The 24,340-nt window shown below is 59.6% G+C and carries 21 protein-coding genes and 3 tRNA genes; 11 read left to right on the forward strand and 13 right to left on the reverse strand.

Going from position 1 to position 24,340, the window contains the following annotated elements; translation table 11 throughout:
• The 3 genes from ACXHXG_RS00005 to ACXHXG_RS00015 all read right to left on the reverse strand — a co-directional run.
• The coding region (locus tag ACXHXG_RS00005; protein WP_457898151.1) for a GTP-binding protein at positions 1 to 610 on the reverse strand (610 nt) is incomplete at its 3' end.
• 451 nt (positions 611 to 1,061) lie between these two features.
• Positions 1,062 to 1,135, reverse strand: a tRNA-Gly gene (locus ACXHXG_RS00010).
• A gap of 24 nt (positions 1,136 to 1,159) precedes the next feature.
• Positions 1,160 to 1,244 (reverse strand) — tRNA-Tyr (locus tag ACXHXG_RS00015).
• Positions 1,245 to 1,442: 198 nt separating this feature from the next.
• On the opposite strand from ACXHXG_RS00015, the gene rlmB reads away from it, so the two are divergent.
• The 3 genes from rlmB to ACXHXG_RS00030 all read left to right on the forward strand — a co-directional run bounded on the left by rlmB (position 1,443) and on the right by ACXHXG_RS00030 (position 3,998).
• Positions 1,443 to 2,351, forward strand: a complete 909-nt coding sequence (rlmB, locus tag ACXHXG_RS00020) for a 23S rRNA (guanosine(2251)-2'-O)-methyltransferase RlmB (protein WP_104822770.1) — start codon at positions 1,443 to 1,445, stop codon at positions 2,349 to 2,351.
• Positions 2,352 to 2,390: 39 nt separating this feature from the next.
• Positions 2,391 to 3,089 (forward strand): AprI/Inh family metalloprotease inhibitor, encoded by a 699-nt coding sequence (locus ACXHXG_RS00025; protein WP_457898152.1) that lies wholly within the window; start codon positions 2,391 to 2,393, stop codon positions 3,087 to 3,089.
• Positions 3,090 to 3,203: 114 nt separating this feature from the next.
• A complete protein-coding gene (locus ACXHXG_RS00030; protein WP_457898153.1) occupies positions 3,204 to 3,998 on the forward strand; it encodes a class I SAM-dependent methyltransferase in 795 nt (264 codons plus the stop codon).
• Positions 3,999 to 4,071: 73 nt separating this feature from the next.
• Here ACXHXG_RS00030 and ACXHXG_RS00035 read toward each other — a convergent pair whose 3' ends face one another.
• The 5 genes from ACXHXG_RS00035 to ACXHXG_RS00055 form a co-directional block, all read right to left on the reverse strand.
• The gene (locus ACXHXG_RS00035) at positions 4,072 to 4,356 is read right to left on the reverse strand and encodes a hypothetical protein (RefSeq protein WP_457898154.1); all 285 of its coding nucleotides are present in this window, start codon (positions 4,354 to 4,356) and stop codon (positions 4,072 to 4,074) included.
• Positions 4,357 to 4,444: 88 nt separating this feature from the next.
• Positions 4,445 to 4,714, reverse strand: coding sequence for a hypothetical protein (locus ACXHXG_RS00040; RefSeq protein ID WP_104822766.1), 270 nt, complete (start codon positions 4,712 to 4,714; stop codon positions 4,445 to 4,447).
• 192 nt (positions 4,715 to 4,906) lie between these two features.
• A complete protein-coding gene (locus ACXHXG_RS00045) occupies positions 4,907 to 6,088 on the reverse strand; it encodes an MFS transporter (RefSeq protein WP_457898155.1) in 1,182 nt (393 codons plus the stop codon).
• Between the two features lie 156 nt (positions 6,089 to 6,244).
• Positions 6,245 to 6,763, reverse strand: coding sequence for a cyclophilin-like fold protein (locus ACXHXG_RS00050; protein WP_457898156.1), 519 nt, complete (start codon positions 6,761 to 6,763; stop codon positions 6,245 to 6,247).
• A gap of 7 nt (positions 6,764 to 6,770) precedes the next feature.
• Positions 6,771 to 7,787, reverse strand: a complete 1,017-nt coding sequence (locus tag ACXHXG_RS00055) for a zinc-dependent alcohol dehydrogenase family protein (protein ID WP_457898157.1) — start codon at positions 7,785 to 7,787, stop codon at positions 6,771 to 6,773.
• Positions 7,788 to 7,949: 162 nt separating this feature from the next.
• Here ACXHXG_RS00055 and ACXHXG_RS00060 point away from each other — a divergent pair, with 162 nt between their 5' ends.
• The gene (locus ACXHXG_RS00060) at positions 7,950 to 8,846 is read left to right on the forward strand and encodes a LysR family transcriptional regulator (protein WP_104822762.1); all 897 of its coding nucleotides are present in this window, start codon (positions 7,950 to 7,952) and stop codon (positions 8,844 to 8,846) included.
• A gap of 91 nt (positions 8,847 to 8,937) precedes the next feature.
• On the opposite strand, the gene ACXHXG_RS00065 is transcribed toward ACXHXG_RS00060, so the two are convergent.
• Positions 8,938 to 9,013: transfer RNA gene (locus tag ACXHXG_RS00065), tRNA-Thr, on the reverse strand.
• 166 nt (positions 9,014 to 9,179) lie between these two features.
• Here ACXHXG_RS00065 and ACXHXG_RS00070 point away from each other — a divergent pair.
• Positions 9,180 to 9,953 carry an NAD kinase gene (locus tag ACXHXG_RS00070; protein ID WP_457898158.1) on the forward strand — a complete coding sequence of 258 codons (774 nt, stop codon included), beginning with the start codon at positions 9,180 to 9,182 and terminating at the stop codon, positions 9,951 to 9,953.
• 89 nt (positions 9,954 to 10,042) lie between these two features.
• Here the strand turns inward: ACXHXG_RS00070 and prfB are convergent.
• The 3 genes from prfB to ACXHXG_RS00085 all read right to left on the reverse strand — a co-directional run bounded on the left by prfB (position 10,043) and on the right by ACXHXG_RS00085 (position 15,241).
• Positions 10,043 to 11,174, reverse strand: a protein-coding gene (gene prfB / locus ACXHXG_RS00075) for a peptide chain release factor 2 (protein WP_104822742.1) whose coding sequence is annotated in 2 segments (ribosomal slippage) — positions 10,043 to 11,104 and positions 11,106 to 11,174 — 1,131 coding nt in all. Because the reading frame shifts where the segments join, the coding sequence is not laid out codon by codon here.
• 126 nt (positions 11,175 to 11,300) lie between these two features.
• Positions 11,301 to 13,766 (reverse strand): penicillin-binding protein 1A, encoded by a 2,466-nt coding sequence (locus ACXHXG_RS00080; RefSeq protein ID WP_457898159.1) that lies wholly within the window; start codon positions 13,764 to 13,766, stop codon positions 11,301 to 11,303.
• Positions 13,767 to 14,026: 260 nt separating this feature from the next.
• Entirely contained in the window at positions 14,027 to 15,241 is a 1,215-nt protein-coding gene (locus ACXHXG_RS00085; protein WP_457898160.1) for an N-acetylmuramoyl-L-alanine amidase, read from the reverse strand.
• A gap of 693 nt (positions 15,242 to 15,934) precedes the next feature.
• On the opposite strand from ACXHXG_RS00085, the gene ACXHXG_RS00090 reads away from it, so the two are divergent.
• Positions 15,935 to 18,823 (forward strand): Rne/Rng family ribonuclease, encoded by a 2,889-nt coding sequence (locus tag ACXHXG_RS00090; RefSeq protein ID WP_104822739.1) that lies wholly within the window; start codon positions 15,935 to 15,937, stop codon positions 18,821 to 18,823.
• Between the two features lie 212 nt (positions 18,824 to 19,035).
• Here the strand turns inward: ACXHXG_RS00090 and ACXHXG_RS00095 are convergent, their stop codons facing one another.
• Positions 19,036 to 20,193 (reverse strand): pyridoxal phosphate-dependent aminotransferase, encoded by a 1,158-nt coding sequence (locus tag ACXHXG_RS00095; protein WP_457898797.1) that lies wholly within the window; start codon positions 20,191 to 20,193, stop codon positions 19,036 to 19,038.
• 211 nt (positions 20,194 to 20,404) lie between these two features.
• Here ACXHXG_RS00095 and ACXHXG_RS00100 point away from each other — a divergent pair, with 211 nt between their 5' ends.
• The 5 genes from ACXHXG_RS00100 (at position 20,405) to aat (ending at position 24,315) form a co-directional block, all read left to right on the forward strand.
• The gene (locus tag ACXHXG_RS00100) at positions 20,405 to 21,172 is read left to right on the forward strand and encodes a DsbA family protein (RefSeq protein ID WP_457898161.1); all 768 of its coding nucleotides are present in this window, start codon (positions 20,405 to 20,407) and stop codon (positions 21,170 to 21,172) included.
• Positions 21,173 to 21,398: 226 nt separating this feature from the next.
• Positions 21,399 to 21,833 (forward strand): type II 3-dehydroquinate dehydratase, encoded by a 435-nt coding sequence (gene aroQ, locus ACXHXG_RS00105; protein ID WP_457898162.1) that lies wholly within the window; start codon positions 21,399 to 21,401, stop codon positions 21,831 to 21,833.
• 26 nt (positions 21,834 to 21,859) lie between these two features.
• Complete coding sequence (gene accB / locus ACXHXG_RS00110) at positions 21,860 to 22,330, forward strand: acetyl-CoA carboxylase biotin carboxyl carrier protein (protein WP_104822736.1); 471 nt, start codon at positions 21,860 to 21,862, stop codon at positions 22,328 to 22,330.
• Positions 22,331 to 22,335: 5 nt separating this feature from the next.
• Entirely contained in the window at positions 22,336 to 23,688 is a 1,353-nt protein-coding gene (gene accC, locus ACXHXG_RS00115; protein WP_199773538.1) for an acetyl-CoA carboxylase biotin carboxylase subunit, read from the forward strand.
• Positions 23,689 to 23,691: 3 nt separating this feature from the next.
• Complete coding sequence (gene aat, locus ACXHXG_RS00120) at positions 23,692 to 24,315, forward strand: leucyl/phenylalanyl-tRNA--protein transferase (protein WP_104822735.1); 624 nt, start codon at positions 23,692 to 23,694, stop codon at positions 24,313 to 24,315.
• Positions 24,316 to 24,340: the final 25 nt, after the last annotated feature.

Genomic DNA, 24,340 nt, shown 5'->3' on the forward strand with positions numbered 1-24,340 from the left:
TCGGACGCTCTGGCGTCGGGATGTAGGCGTCAACCTGGGCCATCAGCTCGCGGATCGCGTTTTCGCCGATTTCCTTGTTGCTGTCTTCCAGGGCAGCAAGCGCCGAACCCTTGACAACCGGAATGTCATCGCCCGGGAAGTCGTAGGACGACAGCAGTTCGCGAACTTCAAGCTCGACGAGCTCGAGAAGCTCGGCGTCGTCAACCTGGTCGACCTTGTTCAGGAACACAACGATCGCCGGAACGCCAACCTGGCGGGCGAGCAGGATGTGCTCGCGCGTCTGCGGCATCGGGCCGTCGGCAGCCGAGCAAACCAGGATCGCGCCGTCCATCTGCGCGGCACCCGTGATCATGTTCTTCACATAGTCAGCGTGGCCGGGGCAGTCGACGTGCGCATAGTGACGAGCAGCCGTTTCATATTCAACGTGTGCCGTCGAGATCGTGATACCACGCGCCTTTTCTTCCGGTGCCGCGTCGATCTGGTCATACGCCTTGAACTCACCGAAGAACTTCGTGATCGCTGCCGTCAGAGACGTCTTGCCGTGGTCAACGTGGCCGATCGTGCCGATGTTAACGTGCGGCTTATTGCGCTCAAACTTACTCTTTGCCATTTGAATGCTTCCTGTGAACGTAAATGGTGGCCCCGGCGAACCGGTTTAGTGCCGCCGTTTAAGGCTTTCGTCGCATTTGCGCAAGACTTAATTGCAGGCCCTATTCTTGGCGAAGTGTAGCCGATGACGGACAATGCACGCCGTCGGCTTTGATTCGCCCCGCAGGTTTCGCCGGCCGATCCGGAAAGATGTAAAAGCATTTGCCGGTTCAGACGCTTAGATAGGCACGCTGAGGAAATAATCCAGGTGTCCGAAGCCGCTTCTCAGAATTGAACAGGTCTGCAGAGGCCGATCTTGCAGAGGTTCGCGAATAGGTATGTATCGCCCGCCAGAATATAAGCCATTCCTCACGCGGAGGATGTGAATCGAATATGGCGGAGAGGAAAGCAGGGATTCAGGGCAGCAGGTCTGTCGCAAGACCTGCCTGACGGAGATGAAGGACTGAAAATCTTGGAGCGGGTAGCGGGAATCGAACCCGCGTATTCAGCTTGGAAGGCTGCTGCTCTACCATTGAGCTATACCCGCGGGTGGCCAAGATCCTGTGCGGAATGGTGGAGGGAGTTGGATTTGAACCAACGTAGGCTGAGCCAACGGATTTACAGTCCGTCCCCTTTAACCACTCGGGCATCCCTCCAGTTTTCCGACTGGATCTTGCGACCAAGCTTGCTAGACCGGACGTCGCCGCCGCGATCTGCGCCGCGTATATGACCGGACCGTTTCCTTCTGTCAACATGAGGTCCGGGCAAAAATGACGAAAAAATTTCAACTTGCTGCAAAAGCCCACTGACGAAAGAGGACTATGCGCTCAAGGGCGCTCTCGCTATAAAGCCGCATGAGCAAAGACAGAACATCCGGCCGTTCCGGCCCTGACAACACCGTCGGCGACAAGTCGGCCAAAGACACGCATTACGCCACCTTGCGGCGCGCGCATCGCGACGCCAAGCGCGAGCGCGGCGAAATTCCGACGCCGCCGCCACAGAAGCGCAAGCGGGCCGGCGCGGACGATTGGAAGCCGCCGGCACTCGCCCCCGACCAGGTGTATCTTTATGGCCTACATACGGTGCGCGCAGCCCTTGCCAATCCCGAGCGGAAGAACATCAAGCTGTCGGCGACGCAGAATGCGTTGGTGCGGCTGGAAATCGGACCGGCGGCCGAACTCGGCATTCCCGTCGAGATGGTCTCGCCGCAGGATATTGACAAAGTGCTGGGTCCGGAAGCGATCCATCAGGGTGTCATGCTGGAGACGCGTCCCCTGCCCGTGCGCCGGCTGGAGGCCCTGAAGGACAGCCCGCTGCTGCTGGTTCTCGATCAGGTGACCGATCCGCACAATGTCGGCGCAATCATGCGCTCAGCCGTCGCCTTCGACGCCGGCGCCGTCATCACCACACAGCGTCATAGCCCGACCGAATCGGGCGTACTCGCCAAATCCGCCTCCGGCGCGCTGGAGCTGATACCCTATATTCAGATCACCAATCTCGCCGACGCGCTCGGTGAGCTGCACCGCCTCGGCTTCGTCACCATCGGTCTTGATTCGGAAGGGCCGGCGCCGCTCGAAGGCACGTTTTCGGGCGAGAAGGTTGCCCTCGTCCTTGGCTCCGAGGGCAAGGGGCTGCGCCAGAAGACACGGGAAACGGTGAACGCGCTGGCGCGGCTCGACATGCCAGGCGCGATCAAATCACTCAACGTCTCGAACGCGGCCGCGATCGCTCTCTATGCAGCGCGGTCTTATCTGAAAATCTAGCGGCACGGGGGTGCCGCAGCAGATTTGGGGGGAACTGCCTTGATCCGCACTTTTTGTCTCGCGGCGGCTTCTGCCGCCTTCATTCTCGCCGCCGGGCAACCGGCTGGTGCCGCCGACGAGGAACTCATCAAGTCGCAGGCGGGCACATGGCTGCTGGCGCCGGAAGGTGGCGCCAAGGGCTGCCGCCTCACCTTCGAAACCAGTCCAGTGACCGGCGGCTACGCCGTCAGCGGCGCGGATGCCTGCGCAACCGCCCTGCCCGCCTACGCCAAGACGGCCGCCTGGAATTTCAGCGAGGACGGCTCGCTCGCCCTTATGGACGCGACGCAGAAGGTGGTGGCCCGTTTCCAGGAAGAAGAGGGCTCGCCCTGGGAAAGCGAAGAAGGCGATCCGACGTGGCTGCTGCCAGCACTCGGAGACGTCGACCATGTTCCAACCGTCGCAAGCCTCGCCGGCACCTGGCAAGTCGAGCAGCCCAACGGCAAACTCATCTGCAACATCACGCTGTCCAGCGATACCGACGAGGATGGCACGCCGAAAATGTCACCGGGCAGCGACTGCCCGGCCGACGTTGCTGACCTCAAGCTTTCCCTCTGGGTCGTTGAGGGCTTTGGCCTGGTGATGATGGGCACTGACGGCTCTTCGCTCTCCTTCGATATGCGGCCGGATGGCAGCTTTCAGAAATCCGAGGAAGAAGAGGGACAGCCGATGGTGCTCGTCCGCAAACAGGGCGGCTAAAGGAGCCGATATCCCGCCTATGGCTTGACGTCCGAGAAATGTGACTATGTTAGCTTGGGCCGGTCCGAACCCGGCCCTTATTGTCACATATTGGGAAATATAGGTACAGGGCGCATGATCTTATCGAATATCCGCAAATTCATCTTCCACGAATTGCGAAGTGTAGAAGGATATATCGACCCACCGGATGCCCTTGTTTACCTTTCTATTCTGGAACGCCAGAGGGGACATGGATTGGGCGGCGGAATTGCTGAAATCGGGGTTTATTTCGGTCGTTCTTATTTTCTCCTGAAAAAGATCACTTCGCCGGAGGATCGTGTGCTTGGCATCGATCTCTTCGACATCGGAGAGATGTCGAATGGCGTTTCCGAGCAATACCGAACATTTATCGAGAATGGCGAGCGGCTCGGCCTGCCTGTCGACGAGGACCTGCTGTTCGTCGGCGATAGCGCGGAGCTGTCGCCGAAAGACATAGCGAGCAAGGTCGGCAAGGTGCGCTTCTTCAGTATCGATGGCGGGCACACCTTGTCGAACCTGAAAGCCGACATCCACCTGGCGAAGGAGACGATCGCCGACCATGGCGTCATCGTCTTCGACGACACGTTCAATCCCGCCTGGCCGGAGGTCACAGTCGGTGTCGCGGATTTCCTCCGCGACGATGATGAGATTTTCTCGGCTTTCTGCATGACGAAATACAAAACATATGTCTGCCGGCGCGAATTCCACGATTTCTACCGTGCGGCTATCCTGCGGGCGCCCCATCTCAGAGCCTTCGAACTGGCGGAAACGCATTTTCTGGGGTCCGACGCCGTCCGCCTGCACAATCCATTCGGCCGGCGCATACTCTACGAACTCATGACCCGCTCGGGCATGAGCGCCATTTCGGAGCGCGCATACCGCTGCCACTAGAGTAATTCGAGGAAAAGTGCGCAACGGTTTTTCGTCCGGAATTGCGACAAAAACAAAGGGACAGAAAAACGGATCAGCGAACTGCAATCGGCTGCGGACGCCAAGCCGATTGCTGCGTGAGCGACCGCTCCGTGATCGGGCATCCATCCTGCAGCTTCAGCCATGAGGTGACATTCAGGTTCATCTCGCATTGCGCGAGATAGCTCTTGCCGTTCACGGTCATGCAGGCGACTTCGCCGATCGCATGCTGCTTTCCGTCTACGTTTTTGCAGTAGCAATCCTGCCCGGCCAACGCCGGCGCATCTGCCATCACAGCAAACGGCAATCCCAGGACAATAAGCTTCAAAACCTCGCGCATGGACGTTCCCTCGCCCGCCGTGGATGAGGAAAGTGTATGCTTATTTCAGACGTTGTAAATGCGCGAGGCCGAAGCGCGCCGGCGCAGCCTAGTGAATCGCAGGATCCGATTCGTCGAAGAAAGTCCTGATACCATCGCGCGCGATCGTCGCCAGGAACTCATCGAAGGCCTCGCGGTCAGTCGCGAAGGGCTCTTCCCATTCGATAAGATCCTCCTCCGGCGTGATGACCTCCATCCGCCAGTCTTGCTGGGTGCCTGCCGGGCGAAAGATATCGACGAGCACGGTCACGCCGTCCTCGGTAAATTCACCGGATAGTTCGGAGTGTTCGAGTTTGGGCTTCTTGGGCTTAACGGTCATATCTTCCCACATGCAGCAATGACGAGAATCGTAACTTAGTGATCGTTACGACCATTTCAAAGTGCAGCGGCGTTACAATTGCATGAAGCAGCCGCCGATTTCCTGCATCGAGGGCTGCAGGGAAAACAACTCGGTTAAGCCGCTGAATGAGCGTGTCTATTGCCGAAGCAGGTCGAACGTCACTGCATGGCGTCACCTCGGCCGCAAGCGTGTCACGCCGACCGCGACCACGCTCGAAACCATAAAGAGGATAGCGCTGTACGCGAACGGGCTCCACCAGCCGGCACTGTCGAAGAGCATGCCGCCTGTGAAGGCACCAAATGTTATGGCGAACTGGATGAGCGCAACCTGAAGCCCGCCTCCCGCTTCAAGCTCTGACGGTATGATGCGCGTCAGCCAGGTACCCCAGGCCACCGGAATGGGAGTGGCAAACAGGCCGAAGAGAGCAAGGAGCGCCCCTATTGTCAGGGCAGATGGGCCAAGCGGTATCAACAATACCGCGATGAGCATCAGCGCGGCCGGGAAGCTCACCAGCACGGTGCTTAGGTGCGAGCGCAGCAGGAACCCGATCATCGATGTCCCCAGAAGGCCCGCCAGGCCGATCCCAAGGAGAACGAGCGAAAGACCGTTGACATCAAGGCCGGTTACGTCCCCAAGGAACGGCCGTAAATAGGTGGACAGTGCAAACTGTCCCATGAAGAAGAAGGTCATGGCCGCCATACCGATGGCGAAGGTGCGGTTGCGCAGCAGCCCGAATGTACTGCGAACCGAACCGGCACCACCTCCCGGTATTTTCGGCAGTGCAAAGACCTGCCATATGAAGGCAATGATCGCGATCGGCACCATAATAAAGAATGCGCCTCGCCAGCCGATCAACCCGCCGAGGAAACTCCCCAATGGTTGAGCGACAACACTTGCAAGGGCGCTTCCTCCTTGCAGCATGGCAAGAGCCTTGGGTAGGTCCGGGCCGGATACAATACGCGCCATGATAGCCGTGGACAGCGACCAGAAGCCGCCAATCGACACGCCGATCAGCGCGCGGCCGACCATGAACACGAGGTAGTTGGGCGCGAATGTGATTGCCAGACCGGAAAGCACGAGAACGCCTGTGTAGGAAAGTACCACTGCGCGTCGGTCAAGGCGTGCCAGTAACGCATTGCTGAACAGGCTGGTGACGACGGCAAAGAAACCCGAAACGGAAATCGCTTGACCGGCCTGTCCCACCGTGATGCTCAGTTCGTCGGCGATTGGTGTCAGCAGGCTGACAGGCAGGAATTCCGAGGCAACGAGCGTGAATGTCATCAGCGTCATGCAGATGACAATACCCCACGGACTTGCCGTGCTTTCGATCTGGTTGTCGTAGGTGGTTTCCATATTGCTTTCCGTCAATGGCTTGGAGCGGATCGTTCAGGACGTATTGGAGTGTCTGAGCCTGCTGAGGGAACGACAGGGATCGTGCCGGCGCGCCGGCCTCACCCAGCTTGAGTCTCATGCGATCAGGTTTTCGAAGATGCGCGCGGGCCGCGCCGCCTAGTTCTCGTTCTTGCCCGTCAGTCCGTTGCTGACCTCGATGGTTACCGGTGCACCGTCCGGGATCGCGCGAACTTCGTCCACGCTCGCGTGAATGCGTCCCAGCGGGACTTTTCCTGGCCAGTAGCCGATGTAACCATAATAAAGCGCAATCCATTGACCGGGCTCGTAATAGCCCACTTCCGGGATCTCAGGCTCGTCGCCACGAGGCCCCCCCTTCATGGAAAGCCCGTCTTTCAGCCGGATGACCTTCTCGTCATAACCAGGATAATTGCCGGCTTTTAAGTTGAGCGGCAGTTTGGTGATCAGGTCTTTGGCCGTCTCGTTGTCGTAGAGATCGACAGCAAACGTCTTTTCACCGATGCGTATCGCGATTGTCTTGTCGCTCGGCTTTCTCAAATTGCTGTGCATGGCGCTGTCTTCTGTCGTGTAACTCGATTTGGCTTGAATGATGCCCGCTAGTCCCAGGCATCCCAATGCAAGCACCGCCGCCAACGTCGTAGATCGCTTCAGGGTCATGACGTCCTCACATCCGAAGGAGCGTCTTGATGGCACTGCGTTCGTCCATGGCCTTGTAGCCTTGGGCGACATCGGTAAGCGGCACTTCGAGATCGAAGACTTTGCCGGGGTTGATCTGCCGGGTCATGATGAGATCAATGAGGTGCGGCAGGAAGCGACGCACCGGTGCCGGACCGCCGAGCAGGTTCTTCTGTTGAAAAAACAGCATCTGCCCGTCCAGCTCAACGCCATGCGGCACGCCGACATAGCCGATCGAGCCGCCTGGACGGGCGCAGTTGATCGCCTGCAGCATCGATTCCTGGGTGCCGACGCACTCAAGGACGGAATCGGCGCCAACGCCTCCGGTCAATTCCTTCACTCTTGCAACGCCCGCGTCGCCCCGCTCTGTGATGATGTCGGTGGCGCCATATTCGAGGGCGAGTTCCTGGCGCTGCTTATGGCGGCTCATGGCAATGATGCGCCCGGCGCCAAGCTGTTTTGCCGACAGCACGCCCATGAGGCCGACGGCGCCGTCGCCCACCACAACCGCCGTGCAGCCCGGCGTCACGCGCGCGGCATCAGCGGCATACCAGCCCGTGCCGAGCACGTCGGATGCGGCGAGCAGGCTCGGGATCAGGTCTTCGGACGGCATGGTGTCGGTCGCGACCAACGTACCGTCAGCCAGTGCGATACGAGCGTATGGCGCCTGCGCGCCGGACATGAATTCGCGGTGTTCGCAGGAGGACTGGAAACCGTACCGGCAATGCGGGCAGGTATTGTCCGAGAGGCAGAACGAGCCGACGACGAACTGGCCGGGCCGGATAGTCTTCACGTCGCTTCCAACCTCGACCACGACGCCGCAGTATTCATGGCCCATATGCTGCGGCGCGGTCACGGCCTGAATTCCGCGATACGGCCAGAGATCGGAGCCGCAGACGCAGGACGCCGAAAGCTTGATGATGGCGTCGGTGGACTTCAGGATTTTGGGTTCGGCGACTTCTTCGCAGCGGATGTCGCCGGGGGCGTGAAGGACTGTTCCGAGCATGAATCTCTCCGGTTCTTTGACCATCGGGCGAAGTGCCCTTGTCAAACTTGATCGGAGAAACAGATAGCACCGATCGATAGCCTGCATTAGCCGCGCCAATTTGCATGGACTTATCGAAATTCGCTTGTAATAGATATCGATCGGATAGGTGGAGGACCTGTTGTGGCGCGGGAAAACTTCAACGAATTACTCTTGTTCCTCGCAGTTGCCGAAGAACGCAGCTTCACCAAAGCCGCGGCAAAGTTGGGAATTGCCCAATCCACCCTCAGCTACGCCGTCAAGCAACTCGAAGCACGAATGGGGCTTCGGCTTCTGACCCGCACGACGCGAAGTGTGGGAACGACGGAGGCCGGCGAACGTCTCCGGCAATCCCTGGCGCCGCGCATTTCTGAAATAGAAGCCGACATAGAGGCGTTGATGGCCTATCGGGACAAGCCGGCCGGTACCGTCAGAATCACATTGTCCCATCACGCCATGGAAAGCGTCGTTTGGCCCAAACTATCCCCCATGCTCGCGGACTATCCGGACATCAAGCTGGAACTCAGCGTCGATAGCAGCTTCCGCAACATCGTTGAGGATGGCTTCGACGCTGGTGTGAGACTCGGCGAAAGTCTTGAGAAAGACATGGTGGCGGTGCGGATCGGACCGGATTGGAGATTGGTGGCTGTTGGGTCTCCCGGTTATTTCATGACGCGAGCCGTGCCAAGGACGCCGCAGGAACTCATGCGCCATAATTGCATCAACAGGCGCATTGACAGGATCGGAGCGCTCTATGCCTGGGAGTTCGAGAAGGATGGCGAGGAGGTTCGCGTCAGGGTCGAAGGGCAGCTTACTTTCAACACGGATGCCGAGATGGTCGATGCCGCTCTTCGAGGCTATGGCATAGCCTACGTACCGGAAAGCTTCGTCGAGCAGCATCTGGCAGAAGGGCGGCTGCAGCTCGTGCTCGACGACTGGTCACCGAAATTTGCCGGATATTACCTCTACTATCCCAGCAGGCGCCAGAATTTGCCGGCATTTTCTGTGATCGTGGACGCGCTTCGGCAAAGGAGCTGGTAGCCTGTGAGGCATTTTCCAGAAAGTCTCGAGCCGCAAAATAGGTCGCAAATTTCAGAAGATTGGGGAAAGCATAGTGATCTCTAGATCATGATGGTGCCCCCGGCAGGGTTCGAACCCGCGACCCCCTGATTACAAATCAGGTGCTCTACCAACTGAGCTACAAGGGCACATCGGCATGCCAAGTAGCAGATTTTGATTTCCTGTAAAGGGAAAATCGGCAGTTTGGCTTTGATGCAGCGGATCAAAGCCCCTGCCTATTCACCAGTCTTTGCAAAACGTCTTGTCGCGTAAGGGGAATATCATTACCTAGTACGATTATTCAAAGGACATTGCATGTCACGCGCTTTTCAGTCTGTTTGTTTTCTCGCATCGACCGCGCCGGAAGCCCAAAGCGCGCGGGAGGAGTTGATTCGCCTTTACGGCCAGACGCCGCAGGAAGATGCGGATATCGTCGTTGCGCTCGGCGGCGATGGCTTCATGCTGCAGACGCTGCACAATACGATGAACTCCGGCAAGCGCGTCTACGGCATGAATCGCGGCTCCATCGGCTTCCTGATGAACGATTATCGTACCGAATGCCTGGCCGAACGCATCGAAGCGGCTGTCGAAAATGCGTTTCATCCGCTGCAGATGAGCACGCGCAACGCAGACGGCAGCACATCCGTCGCGCTTGCCATCAACGAGGTGTCATTGTTTCGCCAGTCCTATCAGGCGGCCAAGCTGAAGGTCGAGATCGACGGCCATGTCCGTCTGCCGGAACTGATCTGCGACGGGCTGATGGTGACGACGCCGGCCGGTTCCACCGCCTATAATCTCTCCGCTCACGGCCCCATCCTGCCGCTCGAGGCACCGCTGCTCGCCATCACCCCAGTCAGCGCTTTCCGCCCTCGCCGCTGGCGCGGCGCCCTCCTGCCCAACAAGGTGACGATCGACATCACCGTGCTGGAGGCAGAAAAACGCCCGGTCAATGCGGTTGCCGACAACACCGAAGTCAAATCGGTCGTGAGCGTCAAGATCGCCCAGACCGAAGACACGACGGCACGTATTCTCTCCGATCCAGACAGATCGTGGTCGGAGCGGATATTGGCGGAGCAGTTTTCGGATTAAGAAATACTTGCGCATCGCAAGAGCGGCATTCCAGCGAACAAAAAAAGCCCCGTCTCCGGGGCTTTTCGTCTATTAAATGCGTTCGGATCTTAATCCACGTCGTCCACGACCGCGTCGGCCGCGCCGCTGATGCGGTGCGCGAGGGCAGCTTCCATGAACTCGTTGAGATCGCCATCGAGCACGTCATCTGGGGCCGTGCTGGCGACGCCGGTGCGCAAGTCCTTGACGAGCTGATAAGGCTGCAGGACGTAGGAGCGGATCTGGTGGCCCCAGCCGATATCGGTCTTCGAGGCGGCTTCGGCGTTGGCGGCCTCTTCCCGCTTCATCAATTCCGCTTCGTACATGCGGGCGCGCAGCATGTCCCAGGCCTTGGCGCGGTTCTTGTGCTGCGAGCGTTCCTGCTGGCATTGCACGACGATGCCGGTCGGGATGTGCGTGATACGCACCGCCGAGTCGGTCGTGTTGACGTGCTGGCCGCCGGCGCCGGACGAACGATAGGTGTCGATGCGGCAGTCGCCCTCGTTGATCTCGATCTGGATCGAGTCGTCCACGACCGGATAGACCCAGATCGACGAGAAGGAGGTGTGACGGCGGGCATTGCTGTCATAGGGCGAGATGCGAACCAGGCGGTGAACGCCCGATTCGGTCTTCAGCCAGCCATAGGCATTGTGGCCCTTGACCAGCAGCGTCGCCGATTTGATGCCGGCTTCTTCGCCGTCATGGACTTCGAGCAATTCCACTTTGAAGCGCTGACGCTCTGCCCAGCGGGTGTACATGCGCAGCAGCATGTTTGCCCAGTCCTGGCTCTCGGTGCCGCCGGCGCCGGAATGGACTTCGAGGTAGGTATCGTTGGAATCGGCCTCGCCCGAAAGCATGGCTTCCACCTGCCGGCGCGCAGCTTCCGTCTTCAAACTCTTGAGGGCTTCTTCGGCCTCGCGGACGACGTCGGCATCGCCCTCTTCCTCGCCAAGCTCGATCAGTTCGACATTGTCGGCAAGCTGCTGCTCAAGCGCACGCACGCCGTTGATGCCGTCATCGAGCTGCTGGCGCTCGCGCATCAGCTTCTGCGCTTCGGAGGCATCGTTCCAGAGGGTCGGGTCCTCTGCCTTGTTGTTCAACCAGTCCAGTCGTCTTATCGCCTGATCCCAGTCAAAGATGCCTCCTCAGCAGGCTTATGGCCTGCTTGGTTTCGTCGACTACATTCTCGATTTCCGCTCGCATGTTCCTGCTTCTTTATTCGGCCGTTCGCTATGAACGGCTGTTCAATTCAAAGAGTGCTGGTGACATAGATACACATGCCGCGACTGTAAAGCCCCGCCACATGATCATTGGACAAATCGACCAGGATCAGAAGAGACCGCCCGCACCTGACGTGACCGCCTGATTGGCCTGCGGCGAGGTCTTCAGAATTTCCTCGGGCGCGACCTGCGCCGAAGCATCGCCGCCGCCGATGACCGTATAGGTGGTCGCAGGACCAGTGCCGGGCTTGAAGGCTTCCATGATGGCGTCGGGATCGCCGGGCTGCGCGGCCATGCCGGTCGCGCGGTTGACGGCCATCATATTCATGCCCGCCGGAACCTGGAATTTCTCCGGCTGCTCATCCTTGGTGGCGGCCTGCATGAACTCGTTAAAGATCGGCGCGGCGATCGAGCCACCGGTCGCGCCGCGGCCGAGTGTGCTCGGCGTGTCGTAGCCGACATAAAGGCCGGCAACGAGGCTCGGCGTAAAGCCGACGAACCAGGCGTCCTTTTCATCGTTGGTCGTACCGGTCTTGCCGGCGACATCGGTGTTCAGCTTGATCTTGCCGGCGGCCGTGCCGCGGACGACGACGCCCTGCATCATCGAAGTGACCTGATAGGCAGTCATCGGATCGAGCACCTGCTCGCGGTTGTCGGCGATGACTGGCTCATCCTGATTCTGCCAATCGCTGACATTGCAGGCGTCGCAGACGCGCTCTTCGTGCTTGAAGATGGTCGCGCCATAGCGGTCCTGAATGCGGTCGATCAATGTCGGCTTGATCTGCTTGCCGCCATTGGCGATGACCGAATAGGCGGAAACCATGCGCAGCACCGTCGTCTCGCCGGCGCCAAGCGCCATGGCAAGAACCGGGTTCATGCGGTCATAGATGCCGAAGCGGTCGGCATATTCGGCGACCAGCGGCATGCCCATATCCGCAGCGAGACGCACGGTCATCAGGTTGCGCGAATGCTCGATGGCAAAGCGAAGCGTATGGGCGCCGCCGCCCTCGCCTTCGTAGTTTTCCGGCTTCCACACCTGTCCGTTGCTGAGCGTGATCTGGAGCGGATCGTCAAGAATGACCGACGCCGGCGTATAGCCATTGTCCATGGCCGCCGCGTAAACGAAGGGCTTGAAGGACGAGCCGGGCTGGCGTTTAGCCTGGGTAGCGCGGTTGAACTCCGACTGCGCATAGGAGAAACCGCCGACCATGGCGAGCACGCGGCCGGTATGCGGATCCATCACGACGAGGCCGCCCTGCACTTTCGGAGGCTGGCGCAGGCGATAGGCGCTGGAATCGGCATCGCCGGTCTTCTGGACATAGATCACGTCACCTGGGCTCAACACGCCGGTCGGCGATTTCGCCGTCTTGCTGCCACCCGCCGAGCGGAAAGCCCAACGCATGTCAGCTACGGCGATCGTACCACGCTTGCGATCGTTCGCGACCTTACCCGCGGCGTCGACACTTGGCTGGAGGCCGATATCGACCGTCTGATCGGACACGGAAAGCACGACGGCGAGCTGCCATTCCGGCACGTCGCTCAGGGACGGGATCTTGGCGAGTTCCGGACCCCAATCCTGCGATGTCGCGATCTGCTTGATCGGGCCATGGAAGCCGCGGCGCTCGTCGTAGTCGACCAGTCCGTCCTGCAACGCCTTGCGTGCTTCGATCTGGATCTGCGGATCCAGCGAGGTACGGACCGAAAGCCCGCCCTCGAGGAGGGTTTTCTCGCCATATTGGTCGATCAACTGGCGGCGGACTTCTTCGGCAAAATAATCGGAGGCGAAGAGCGACGGGCCACTCTTTGGCGGCGCAACGCCGAGCGGCTGCTTCTTGGCTTCTTCGCCGTCGCTCTGGCTGACATAGCCATTCTCGACCATGCGGTCGATAACCCAGTTGCGGCGGGTCATCGCAGCGTCGGGGTGGCGGAACGGATTGTAGTTGGACGGGCCCTTGGGCAGCGAAGCGAGATAAGCCGATTCGGCAATCGTCAGCTCGTTGACCGACTTGTCGAAATAGGTCAGCGCCGCACCGGCGATGCCATAGGAATTGAGGCCGAAATAGATCTCGTTCAGATAGAGTTCGAGGATCTTGTCCTTGCTGTAGGCCTGTTCGATGCGGAAGGAGAGGATCGCTTCCTTGATCTTGCGGTCGAAGGTCTGGTCGGCCGAAAGCAAGAAGTTCTTGGCGACCTGCTGGGTGATGGTCGATGCACCAACGAAACGGCGGCCGGAACCGATATTCTGAAGGTTTACGGCGACGGCGCGCATCAGGCCGCCGACATCGACGCCCGGATGATTGTAGAAGTTCTTGTCTTCCGCCGAGAGGAAAGCGGCCTTGACGCGATCGGGAATGGCCTGGATCGGCAGGAACAGCCGGTTCTCGCGCGAATATTCCTTCATCAAGGCACCGTTGCCCGCGTGAATGCGGGTCGTCACCGGCGGCGCGTATTTGGCGAGCACCTCATAATCCGGCAGATCCTTGGAAACGACGCTCAGATAAATAGCCGCCGCCGCCGCCGCACCCAGGAACAGGAGGCAGCCCAGCCCAAAGAAATATCCAATCAGTCTGACCATATGATGCTACCGGTGCTTCTTCTTCATGCGGCGCATGCGCGAGACCATCGCACATTCACGGGCGTTTTGCACGCTCAGGGCGTGAATGCAAGACGGCAACGGCATAAAGCCGTGCATGCCGACCGCGGCAAACAATACTTTGGTGTAACGGCGGGAATGTGAGCAAAATAGGGCTCACCGCTGGTATTCCTCACTTCATCCCAGCCCATTAGCAGCGGCTGTTACATGGAAGACACGAACGGCGCCGCTATTCTACCATCTCAGCCGCCATTCGCGATGGTCGAAACGCGGTATTTCTGTACCGCATCGGTCAGCCGATCCGCCAATTTCTGCCGCCAATCGGGATCAAGCAAAAGTTTCTCATCATCCTTGTTCGAGAGGAAGCCAAGCTCGAGGAGAATGGAGGGAACATCCGGCGCCTGCAGCACGCGGAAGCCGGCATGGCGATGCGGGTTGTTGATCATCGAGATCTGGCCATTGAACGAGGTCAACACGTCCTGCGCCAGCGAGATGGAAAAAGCCTGCGTCTCACGCCGGGTCAGGTCCATTAGAATATCCGCGACGGCGGCAGGCTGGGCCTGCGTCTCGGCGCCGGCAAGCTGGTCGGAATTGTTTTCGCGGTCGGCGACTTCGCTGGCGAGCTTGTCGGAGGCCTTGTCGGAGATCGTATAGACTGTGGCGCCGCGGATATCCTTCTGCTTCAGCGTGTCGGCATGCAGCGAGATGAATAGCGAGGCGTGATTCTGCCGGGCGATGGTGACGCGCTGCGACAGCGACAGATATTCATCATTGTCGCGCGTCAGGAAAGCCTTGATGCCGGGCTTGGCGTTCAGCTTGTCGGCCAGGAGTTTGGCAAAGGCGAGCGTGATGTCCTTCTCCTGGGTGACGCCATCGCTGGCCGTTGCGCCGGCGTCGATCCCGCCGTGACCCGCGTCGACCGCCACGAGGAAACTGCTCGGATCAGCCCTTTCGATCGGCGCCACCGGACCGACATCCTTTGCGGTGTCATCGTTGGTCCAGCTCTGCTGCTTGATAAGATCCGCAAACTGCCCGGCAGGCAGCATCTCGGCATCGAGCACGAGGCGATGCCCCTTGCCGCTTTCGTCGGGCTGCACCTTGGCCATGACCAGCTTCACCGGCTTGGCCGCCGTCAGCACGATGCGGGCGCTGTCCTCATCCATGGTGCCGTAGCGGATATCCTTGAAGAGGCCGATCGGCTTCAGATCGGCTGCGGGGAAACCGAAGGCGGTTGCCGGAAGGTCGACGATGACGCGTACGGGGTTGTCAAGATAATGGACCGTGAAGGTCGGCTCGCGATCCATATCGATGACGATACGGGTGCGGGCATCGTCGCCGGCGATGCGTGCGCCATAGGCGAGCAATGGATCGGCGGCGGCCATGGCCGTCGCAAGCGGCGAGAGAATCGGAAGAGCCGTCACTGCGAGGGCCACCGCTGCAATTCGCAAAACCCTCACGCCATTCTCCGTCGCATGCCGCAATCCCTTTAACTATCGCCCACCGCGCCCCATATTGATTTCGACGTTGTTTTTGAAGTCCAAAAATAACGGGAAAACCACGGATGACGCGATAGTGTCGATGTGATGGCGTGCCGGGAGAAGAATCGGAAACGCCGTCCCCGCACCTTCATCATCCGACGAATCCATCAATATTATGGCATACTTGGCTTTCCCCTTGCTATTGTGACAGATAAAACATACAACGCATATTAGGGTAGAAGTGTTGACGGGATAGAGTCGCCGCAAAGGCAGCCGCCTCGAGTACTAGGCGCCATAAGCGGCCGTCATCCGCCGTCTACAGTGCTTCTGCTCCCATACTGGATATCTGAATTTCCGGTTTTGCGCGGGAAATTCATCGGTGGAGAGCCACCAAACGCTCTTTAAAGAGAGCACATTCATCGGACCCGTTTGTTGGGTCTAAGGCATTGTCGATCTCGCTTGGTTACGGATGGTACCGCAGCAGCTTTTTCAAGAAGTGAACAGACCCCGGGGAACTGATCTCCCGGCCGCTGTCTGGCTGCTGTCATCGTCATCGCAAAACAACCAATCGCGACTTTCATTATCCGGTGCAGCAATAGTGGAGTGCAACCAGCCTGTCCTAGCGACCGGCCGGCGCCTTTCCGCATGCCGGCGCCGAGGAGCACAGCTTACATGGCAGACAAAATGCTTATCGATGCGTCTCACGAGGAAGAGACGCGTGTTGTTGTCGTTCGCGGGAACCGCATAGAAGAATTTGACTTCGAGTCGCAGCACAAGAAGCAAATCCGCGGCAATATCTATCTCGCCAAGGTGACGAGGGTTGAGCCCTCGCTGCAAGCCGCTTTCGTGGATTACGGCGGCAACCGGCATGGCTTCCTGGCCTTTGCCGAAATCCATCCCGACTACTACCAGATCCCGCTCGCCGACCGGCAGGCGCTCCTGAAGGCGGAAGCCGAAGAGCATCGCCGCGACGACGATGTCGAGCATGTCGAAACGGCGCTCGATCTTTCCCAGCAGGAACAGCCCGACATCGGCATCGTCCAGAAGGACGAGGCGGAAGTCGCGGTGACGGAAGAAGCCCTTGCCCCTGAGGTAGCGGCTGCTCCCGTCGAGGAAGCTCCGGCGAAGAAGGCCAAGCCACGCCGCAGCCGCAAGAAGGTGGTCGCTGAAGCTGCCGCCGAGGAGGCTCCTGCAGCCGAAGCGATCGCAACAGTCGACGCGCCGAGCGAAGATGAAGAAGGCGGCCCGTCCGGCGAGATGGCCGCGATGGTCGAAACCGATTCGATTTCCGAGGATGTCGATGTTTCCAAGCGCCGTCACGACGATGACGACGACGATGATCACGACCAGGAAGAAGAAGTAATCGAATCCGTCGGCGCCGAAGACGCGATGGAAGAGGTTCCGGACCGCACGCAGCGCAAGCCGCGGAAACAGTATCGCATTCAGGAAGTCATCAAGCGTCGGCAGATCCTGCTGGTGCAGGTTGCCAAGGAAGAGCGCGGCAACAAGGGTGCAGCACTTACCACCTATCTTTCGCTCGCAGGCCGCTACTCGGTTCTGATGCCGAACACGGCGCGCGGCGGTGGTATCTCCCGCAAGATCACCAATCCGCAGGACCGCAAGCGCCTGAAGGAAATCGCCAAGATGCTCGAAGTGCCGCAGGGCATGGGCGTCATCCTGCGTACCGCCGGCGCCAACCGCACCAAGGTCGAGGTCAAGCGTGACTTCGAATATCTGATGCGCCTTTGGGAAAACGTCCGTACGCTGACGCTCGCTTCGACAGCGCCTTGCCTCGTCTACGAAGAAGGCAGCCTGATCAAGCGCTCGATCCGCGACCTTTACAACAAGGATATCGGCGAGATCATCGTTGCCGGCGAAGAAGGCTATCGTGAAGCGAAAGACTTCATGAAGATGCTGATGCCGAGCCATGCCAAGGTGGTTCAGCCCTATCGAGACATCCATCCGATCTTCTCGCGCTCCGGCATCGAGGCGCAGCTTGACCGCATGCTGCAGCCGCAGGTGACTTTGCGCTCGGGCGGCTACCTGATCATGAACCAGACGGAAGCGCTGGTTTCGATCGACGTCAACTCCGGCCGCTCGACCCGCGAACACTCGATCGAGGACACGGCGCTCCAGACCAATCTGGAAGCTGCCGAGGAAATTGCCCGCCAGCTTCGCCTGCGCGACCTTGCCGGCCTGATCGTCATCGACTTCATCGACATGGAAGAAAAGCGCAACAACCGCGCCGTCGAGAAGAAGCTGAAGGAATGCCTGAAGAACGACCGCGCCCGCATCCAAGTCGGCCGTATCTCGCATTTCGGCCTTCTGGAAATGTCGCGCCAGCGCATCCGCGCTTCGGTTCTCGAAAGCACGACGCAGATCTGCTCGCATTGCGGCGGCACCGGTCATGTTCGCTCGCAGTCCTCCGTTGCGCTGCATGTTCTGCGCGGCATCGAGGAATACCTGCTGAAGAACACGACGCACGACATCACCGTGCGTACGACGCCGGACATTGCGCTCTATCTGCTCAATCACAAGCGTCAGACGATCGTCGATTACGAAAACCGCTTCGGCGTCGCCATCGTCATCGGCGCGGACAATGCCGTCGGCACGCAGCATTTCGCGATCGACCGCGGCGAGCCGGTGGAAAATCCGGTGAAGATCGAATCCCTGTTCAACTTCGCCGCCATTCCGGAGGATGATGACGACGATATCGTCATCGAGGCAGATGAGGACGAAGACGAAGAGCTCGAAGAAAAGGCCGCTAGCGTCGAACAGCAGCCCGCAGCGCGCTCCGAAAATAATGAAGGTGGCCGCAAGCGCAAGCGCCGCCGCCGTCGTCGCGGTCGTGGCGGTGACGCCCAGGTAGCATCCGAATCGGCCGATGCATCCCGCGAGGAAGGCGATGACGAAGCGGATGAAGGCGACGAGGACGATACCGGCAGCAGCGGCGAAGTCGCGGCCGTGTCCAGCGATGATGGCCAGCAGAAGCGCAAGCGCCGCCGCCGCGGCAAGCGTGGCGGGCGTCGCAATCGCGACGGCGAAGGCAACGAATTAGCCGCCGGCGGTGAAGCCGGTTCCGACGAAGGCGCTGACGATGAGGATGACGGCGAAAGCGATGTCGCTGTAACCGTTGCCGATATCGCGGTCGCCGAAGGCGAAGCCGCCGTCGAAAGCGAGCCGGCAATGGCGGCTGTCGAAACCGCGGCCGTCGTCGTTGAAGACGTGAAGCCCGCCAAGGGCCGCAGCCGCCGCAAGCCGAAGGCGGAAGCATCGCCCGTCGAGGTACCGGTCACTGAAGAAGTGTCCGTGATCGACGCCGAGGCTGAAACGGTTGCCGAAGTTGCCGGCGATCTCGACAAGGCCGCCGAACCGGTCGCCGCTGCGGAGCCCGAAGTGATCGAGGCCGCAGCCAAGCCGGCTCGCGCCAACCGCGAGTCGAACGTCTCCTCCTCCGAGCCGGTGGTCAAGTCCACCCGCACCAGCGAGGGCGGCGACGGCGATGGCGAGCCGACCAAGCCGAAGAAAGCCGGCTGGTGGCAGCGCCGTGGCTTCTTCTGAACGCTGCTGTTCGGAACGAAATAAACAAATCCGGCCGTGGCAACGCGGCCGGATTTTTGTTTTGGAAGACGGCAAGCAACCGCGGCCGATGATCGGCATTTCCGCGAATTGAGGCGCATTTCAGCGGATAGGGTGGAATTGCCGCGGAGGACGGAGTGATCTCCGTTCGGTGCAAATCTTCAAAACTCGCCGTAAACCTCTGATCGAAGAGCCTATTTCAGCCACGCCGCCATGCGTTCTGCCGCTTCCTCGATCTCCGCGTTCGAGCCGGCATAGGAGATGCGCATCGCGCGGTGTCCTTCGATCGGATCGAAATCGAGGCCCGGTGTGGCGGCGACGTTGATTTCAGCCAGCATCTTGCGGGCGAAGGCCATGCTGTCGTTGGTAAAGCGGCTGACATCGACATAGGCGTAGAAGGCGCCGTCCATCGGCGACGCGATGGAAAAGCCAATTTCGGGCAGACGGCGCATCAGGAAATCGCGGTTATGGCGGTAGCTTTCGCGGTAGACGTCCAATTCGGCCCCTGCCCCGAGTGCTGCGGCGGCGGCGATCTGCGAGAGCTCCGGCGCCGAAATGTAAAGGCTCTGAGCAACGCGCTCGATCGGGCGCACCAGGCGCTCCGGCAGCACCATCCAGCCGATGCGCCAGCCGGTCATGCAATAATATTTCGAAAAGGAATTGATGATGATGGCCTGATCGGTCAGTTCCAGAGCGCTCGTCTCTTCGCCGACGAAGGTCAGTCCATGATAGATTTCGTCGGAAATGAAAGCGATCGAACGGTCGGCACAATAATCGGCAAGCGCCTTCAGCGCCGCCCTGCCGGTCACCGTGCCGGTAGGATTGGCGGGGCTTGCAAGCAGTACGCCCTTCAGCCGCTTGCCGCTGGCCGCTTGCGCCGCCTCCAGGCTTTCCGGCGTCAACGTGAATTGCGTTTCGGCGGTGACGGGCACTTCGACGACATCGAGCCCGAGAGCAGCAAGAATATTGCGATAGGCTGGATAGCCGGGCCTTGCGATGGCGACGCTGTCGCCAGGATCGAACAGCGTCAGAAAGGCGAGGTTGAAGCCGGCCGACGAACCTGTCGTGATCGCGATCCGCATGGGATCGATGCTCAGCCCATGGCGAACCTGGTAATGAACCGCTAGCGCCTGTTTCAGCGCCAGCGTGCCCAGTGCGTCCGTGTAGCCGATGCGTCCGTGCCCGAGTGCCGTGCGTGCTGCCTCAAGTGCTGCCTTGGGCGTCGGATGCGACGGCTGGCCGACGGCCATCGAAATGACGGCATGCCCCGCCTGACGCCGACGGGTCGCCTCCGCCAGCACATCCATGGCGTGGAAGGGTTCGACATCGCTGCGTTTGGATAGGGAAAACAAGGTCAATTCTTTCTCGGATCGGATTAAAGCCAGACAATTGCCGCAATATTAGCCTGTTCACAATCCCGCGATTGCGGCTTTGTCGTGAAAATTCCTGTTTCTGGAAATAAGCATGCACCGTAAATTGCCGATACAAATTTCGGGATTTTAACCTGGCGGTGATATCCCGAACCGGACGATGAGTCTCAGCACCTACTCAAACGAGGACCCAATGACCCTTTTTTCCAAAACCCTGCTGGCCGCCTCAGCGATCGCCATTGCCGCATCGCTTGCCATGGTTCAGCCCGCAGCCGCGCTGGATGACCAGCAGAAGAAGGAATTCGGGGAGTTCATCAAGGAATACCTCGTCGAGCACCCGGAAGTGCTGTTGGACGCGCAAGCGGCGCTTGAAAAGAAACAGGACGAGGCGCGCCTCGCTCAGTCGGCCCAGGCTGTCACCCAAAACAAGGATGCCATCTTCAATTCCAAGGATGATGTCACGATCGGCAATCCAAAGGGTGACGTCACCGTGGTCGAGTTCTTCGACTATAATTGCACCTATTGCCGCCATGCGCTCCCCGACATGGACGCGCTGTTGAAGCAAGACCCGAATGTGCGTTTCGTGCTGAAGGAATTCCCGATCCTCGGACCGGATTCGGTTGCCGCGGCACGGGTTTCCGATGCTTTCCGCAAGCTTGCGCCGGAAAAATATGCTGAATTCCACCATGCGCTGCTTGGAAGCGACGGCCGCGCATCGGAAGACAGCGCCATCGAAGTTGCGACCTCGCTCGGCGTCACTGAAGCGGCAATTCGCGCTGAAATGGCCAAGAGCCCGAACAGCGATTCGATCAAGGCCACGTACCAGCTCGCCACCGATCTCAACGTCACCGGCACGCCGGCCTATGTCATCGGTAATGAGGCGATCTCCGGCGCAATCGGCCTCGACGCCATTCAGCAGAAGATCGCCAATGTCCGCAGTTGCGGCAAGACGAGCTGCTGAACCGTGGCAATGTCTGCGCCGCGCATCTTTCAGGATGCATAAAGGACACAGTGGCGCCTCAGAAGATGTATGAGCCTTTCCGAAGTCGAACCGATTTCGGGCTTATGCGTAAAATCGCCAAAATCGGGGCGTTTCCACACCTAGACACGCGCAACCTACGTCCTGGGGGCTTTCCTACGCGCCCTCGGGAGTCTATAGGTTGCGCTGCACTTTGACGGAACCTCTGATGGCGCAAACCATTTTCGTCCTAAACGGACCCAATTTGAATGCCCTCGGCAAGCGCGAGCCGGGCATCTATGGCGGCAAGACGCTCAAGGATATCGAAGCCGACTGCAAATCCGTGGGCGAAAGCCTTGGCTTTGTCGTCGACTTTCGCCAGAGCAACCATGAAGGCGTGCTGGTCGACTGGATGCACGAAGCCGGCGACGTCGCCGCCGGCGTCGCCATCAACCCCGGCGCCTATGGCCACACGTCGATCGCGCTTCATGATGCGATCCGCGCCATTTCCATTCCGGTGGTGGAGGTTCATATCTCCAACATCCACGCACGCGAAGAATTCCGGCACAAATCGATGATCGCGCCCGCCGCCAAGGGCGTGATCTGCGGTTTTGGGCCCCACAGCTACATCCTGGCGCTGCATGCGCTGAAATCCATCACGTAATAACAAGAATACAGGGCTAAACATCCATGGCTGACAAGAAATTGGGTATCGACCAGGCGCTGATCCGCGACCTCGCCAATATTCTCAATGAGACCGATCTGACCGAGATCGAAGTCGAGCAGGAAGATCTGCGCATCCGCGTATCGCGCGCCGGCACGACTCAATATGTTCAGGCACCGATCGCAGCACCCGCCTATGCCGCAGCAGCTCCCGCCGCCGCCCCCGTTGCAGCGGCCGCACCTGCCGGCAAGTCGCGCAATCCGGACAACGTCGTCAGCGCGCCGATGGTAGGCACGGTCTACATGGCACCCGCTCCAGGCGCTGCCGCTTTCATCGAGGTCGGCGCCTCCGTCAAGGAAGGCCAGACGCTGCTGATCATCGAAGCAATGAAGACGATGAACCAGATCCCCGCGCCCAAATCCGGTATTGTGACCGAAATCCTCATTCAGGATGGACGCCCGGTCGAATACGGCGAAGCCCTGGTCGTCATCGAGTAGGCCCCATGCCCATGATTTCGAAGATTCTCATAGCCAATCGCGGAGAGATCGCCCTTCGTGTGCTGCGCGCCTGCAAGGAGCTCGGCATTGCGAGCGTCGCCGTGCATTCGACCGCCGACGCCGACGCGATGCATGTGCGCCTGGCGGATGAAAGCGTGTGCATTGGCCCGCCGCCGTCGCGCGAGAGCTATCTCAACATCCACCAGATCGTCGCGGCCTGCGAGATCACCGGTGCCGACGCCGTTCATCCGGGCTATGGGTTCTTGTCGGAGAACGCCAAGTTCGCCGATATTCTCGAAGCACATGGCATCACCTTCATCGGCCCGACGGCGGATCACATCCGCATCATGGGCGATAAGATCACCGCCAAGACGACGGCGCAGCAGCTCGGCATTCCCGTCGTTCCCGGTTCGGACGGCGAAGTGAAGACCGAAGCGGATGCGCTGAGGACCGCGAAGGAAATCGGCTATCCCGTGCTGATCAAGGCGACCGCCGGTGGCGGCGGACGCGGCATGAAGGTGGCGCGCACGGAAGCCGATGTACTCGAAGCCTGGTCGACGGCGCGCACCGAGGCGGCAGCCGCCTTCGGCAATGAATCCGTCTACATGGAAAAATATCTCGGCAAGCCGCGCCATATTGAAATCCAGGTATTCGGCGATGGCGAAGGCAATGCCGTGCATCTCGGAGAGCGCGACTGCTCGCTGCAGCGCCGCCACCAGAAGGTCTGGGAAGAAGCCAATTCACCGGCGCTCAACGTCGAGCAGCGGATGAAGATCGGCCAGATCTGCGCCGACGCCATGAAGAAGCTGAAATATCGGGGCGCCGGCACGATCGAATTCCTCTATGAAAACGGCGAGTTCTATTTCATCGAAATGAACACCCGCCTGCAGGTCGAGCATCCGGTTACCGAAGCGATCACCGGCATCGATCTCGTGCACGAACAGATCCGTGTGGCCTCGGGCGGCGGTCTTTCCGTGACGCAGGAAGACGTGCATTTCCACGGCCACGCCATCGAATGCCGCATCAATGCCGAGGACGCGCGCACCTTCGTGCCCTCGCCCGGCACGATCACGCATTTCCACGCACCGGGCGGCCTTGGCGTTCGCATCGATTCGGGCGCCTACCAGGGCTACAGAATCCCGCCCTATTACGACAGCCTGATCGGCAAGCTGATCGTGCATGGCCGCACCCGCGTCGAATGCATGATGCGCCTGCGCCGCGCGCTCGACGAATTCGTGGTCGATGGCATCAAGACCACGCTGCCTCTGTTCCAGGATCTGGTTTCCAACCAGGATATCGCCAACGGCGATTACGATATCCATTGGCTGGAAGACTATCTGGCGAAAGGTTCGGCTTAACCTATGGCAGGGCCGCGCGGCAGAAATCCTGGCATTACTCCGGAAATTCTGCTGCGCGCCTATTCCATCGGTCTCTTCCCCATGGCGGAATCGGCTGACGATCCGGAAATCTTCTGGGTCGAACCCGAACTGCGGGGCGTGCTGCCGCTCGACACTTTCCACATTTCGAAAAGCCTGACGAAAACGATCCGTCGCAAGCCCTTCGATATTCGTTTCAACACGGATTTCGATGCCGTTATCGCCGCCTGCGCTGAGCATACCAGCGGCCGGCCAAGCACCTGGATCAACAAGACCATCAAGTCGCTCTATTCGACCCTCAACCATATCGGCCATGCGCACTCCGTTGAGGCTTGGGAGGGCAGCAAACTGGTCGGTGGGCTCTATGGCGTATCGCTAGGCTCGGCCTTCTTCGGGGAGAGCATGTTTTCACGCCGCACCGACGCCTCGAAGATCTGTCTTGTCTATCTGGTCGAGCGGCTCAAGCAGCGCGGCTTCACCCTCCTCGATACTCAATTCACCACCGAGCATCTGAGGACATTCGGCGCGATCGACGTGCCAAAGGATCAATATACAAGGATGCTCGAGAAAGCGATGGAATCGCCCAATCTGAGCTTCTCCAACGGTTGAGAACCCACGTACATACGTTGATTAA

The organism is Rhizobium sp. LEGMi-198b (genome assembly GCF_054114205.1).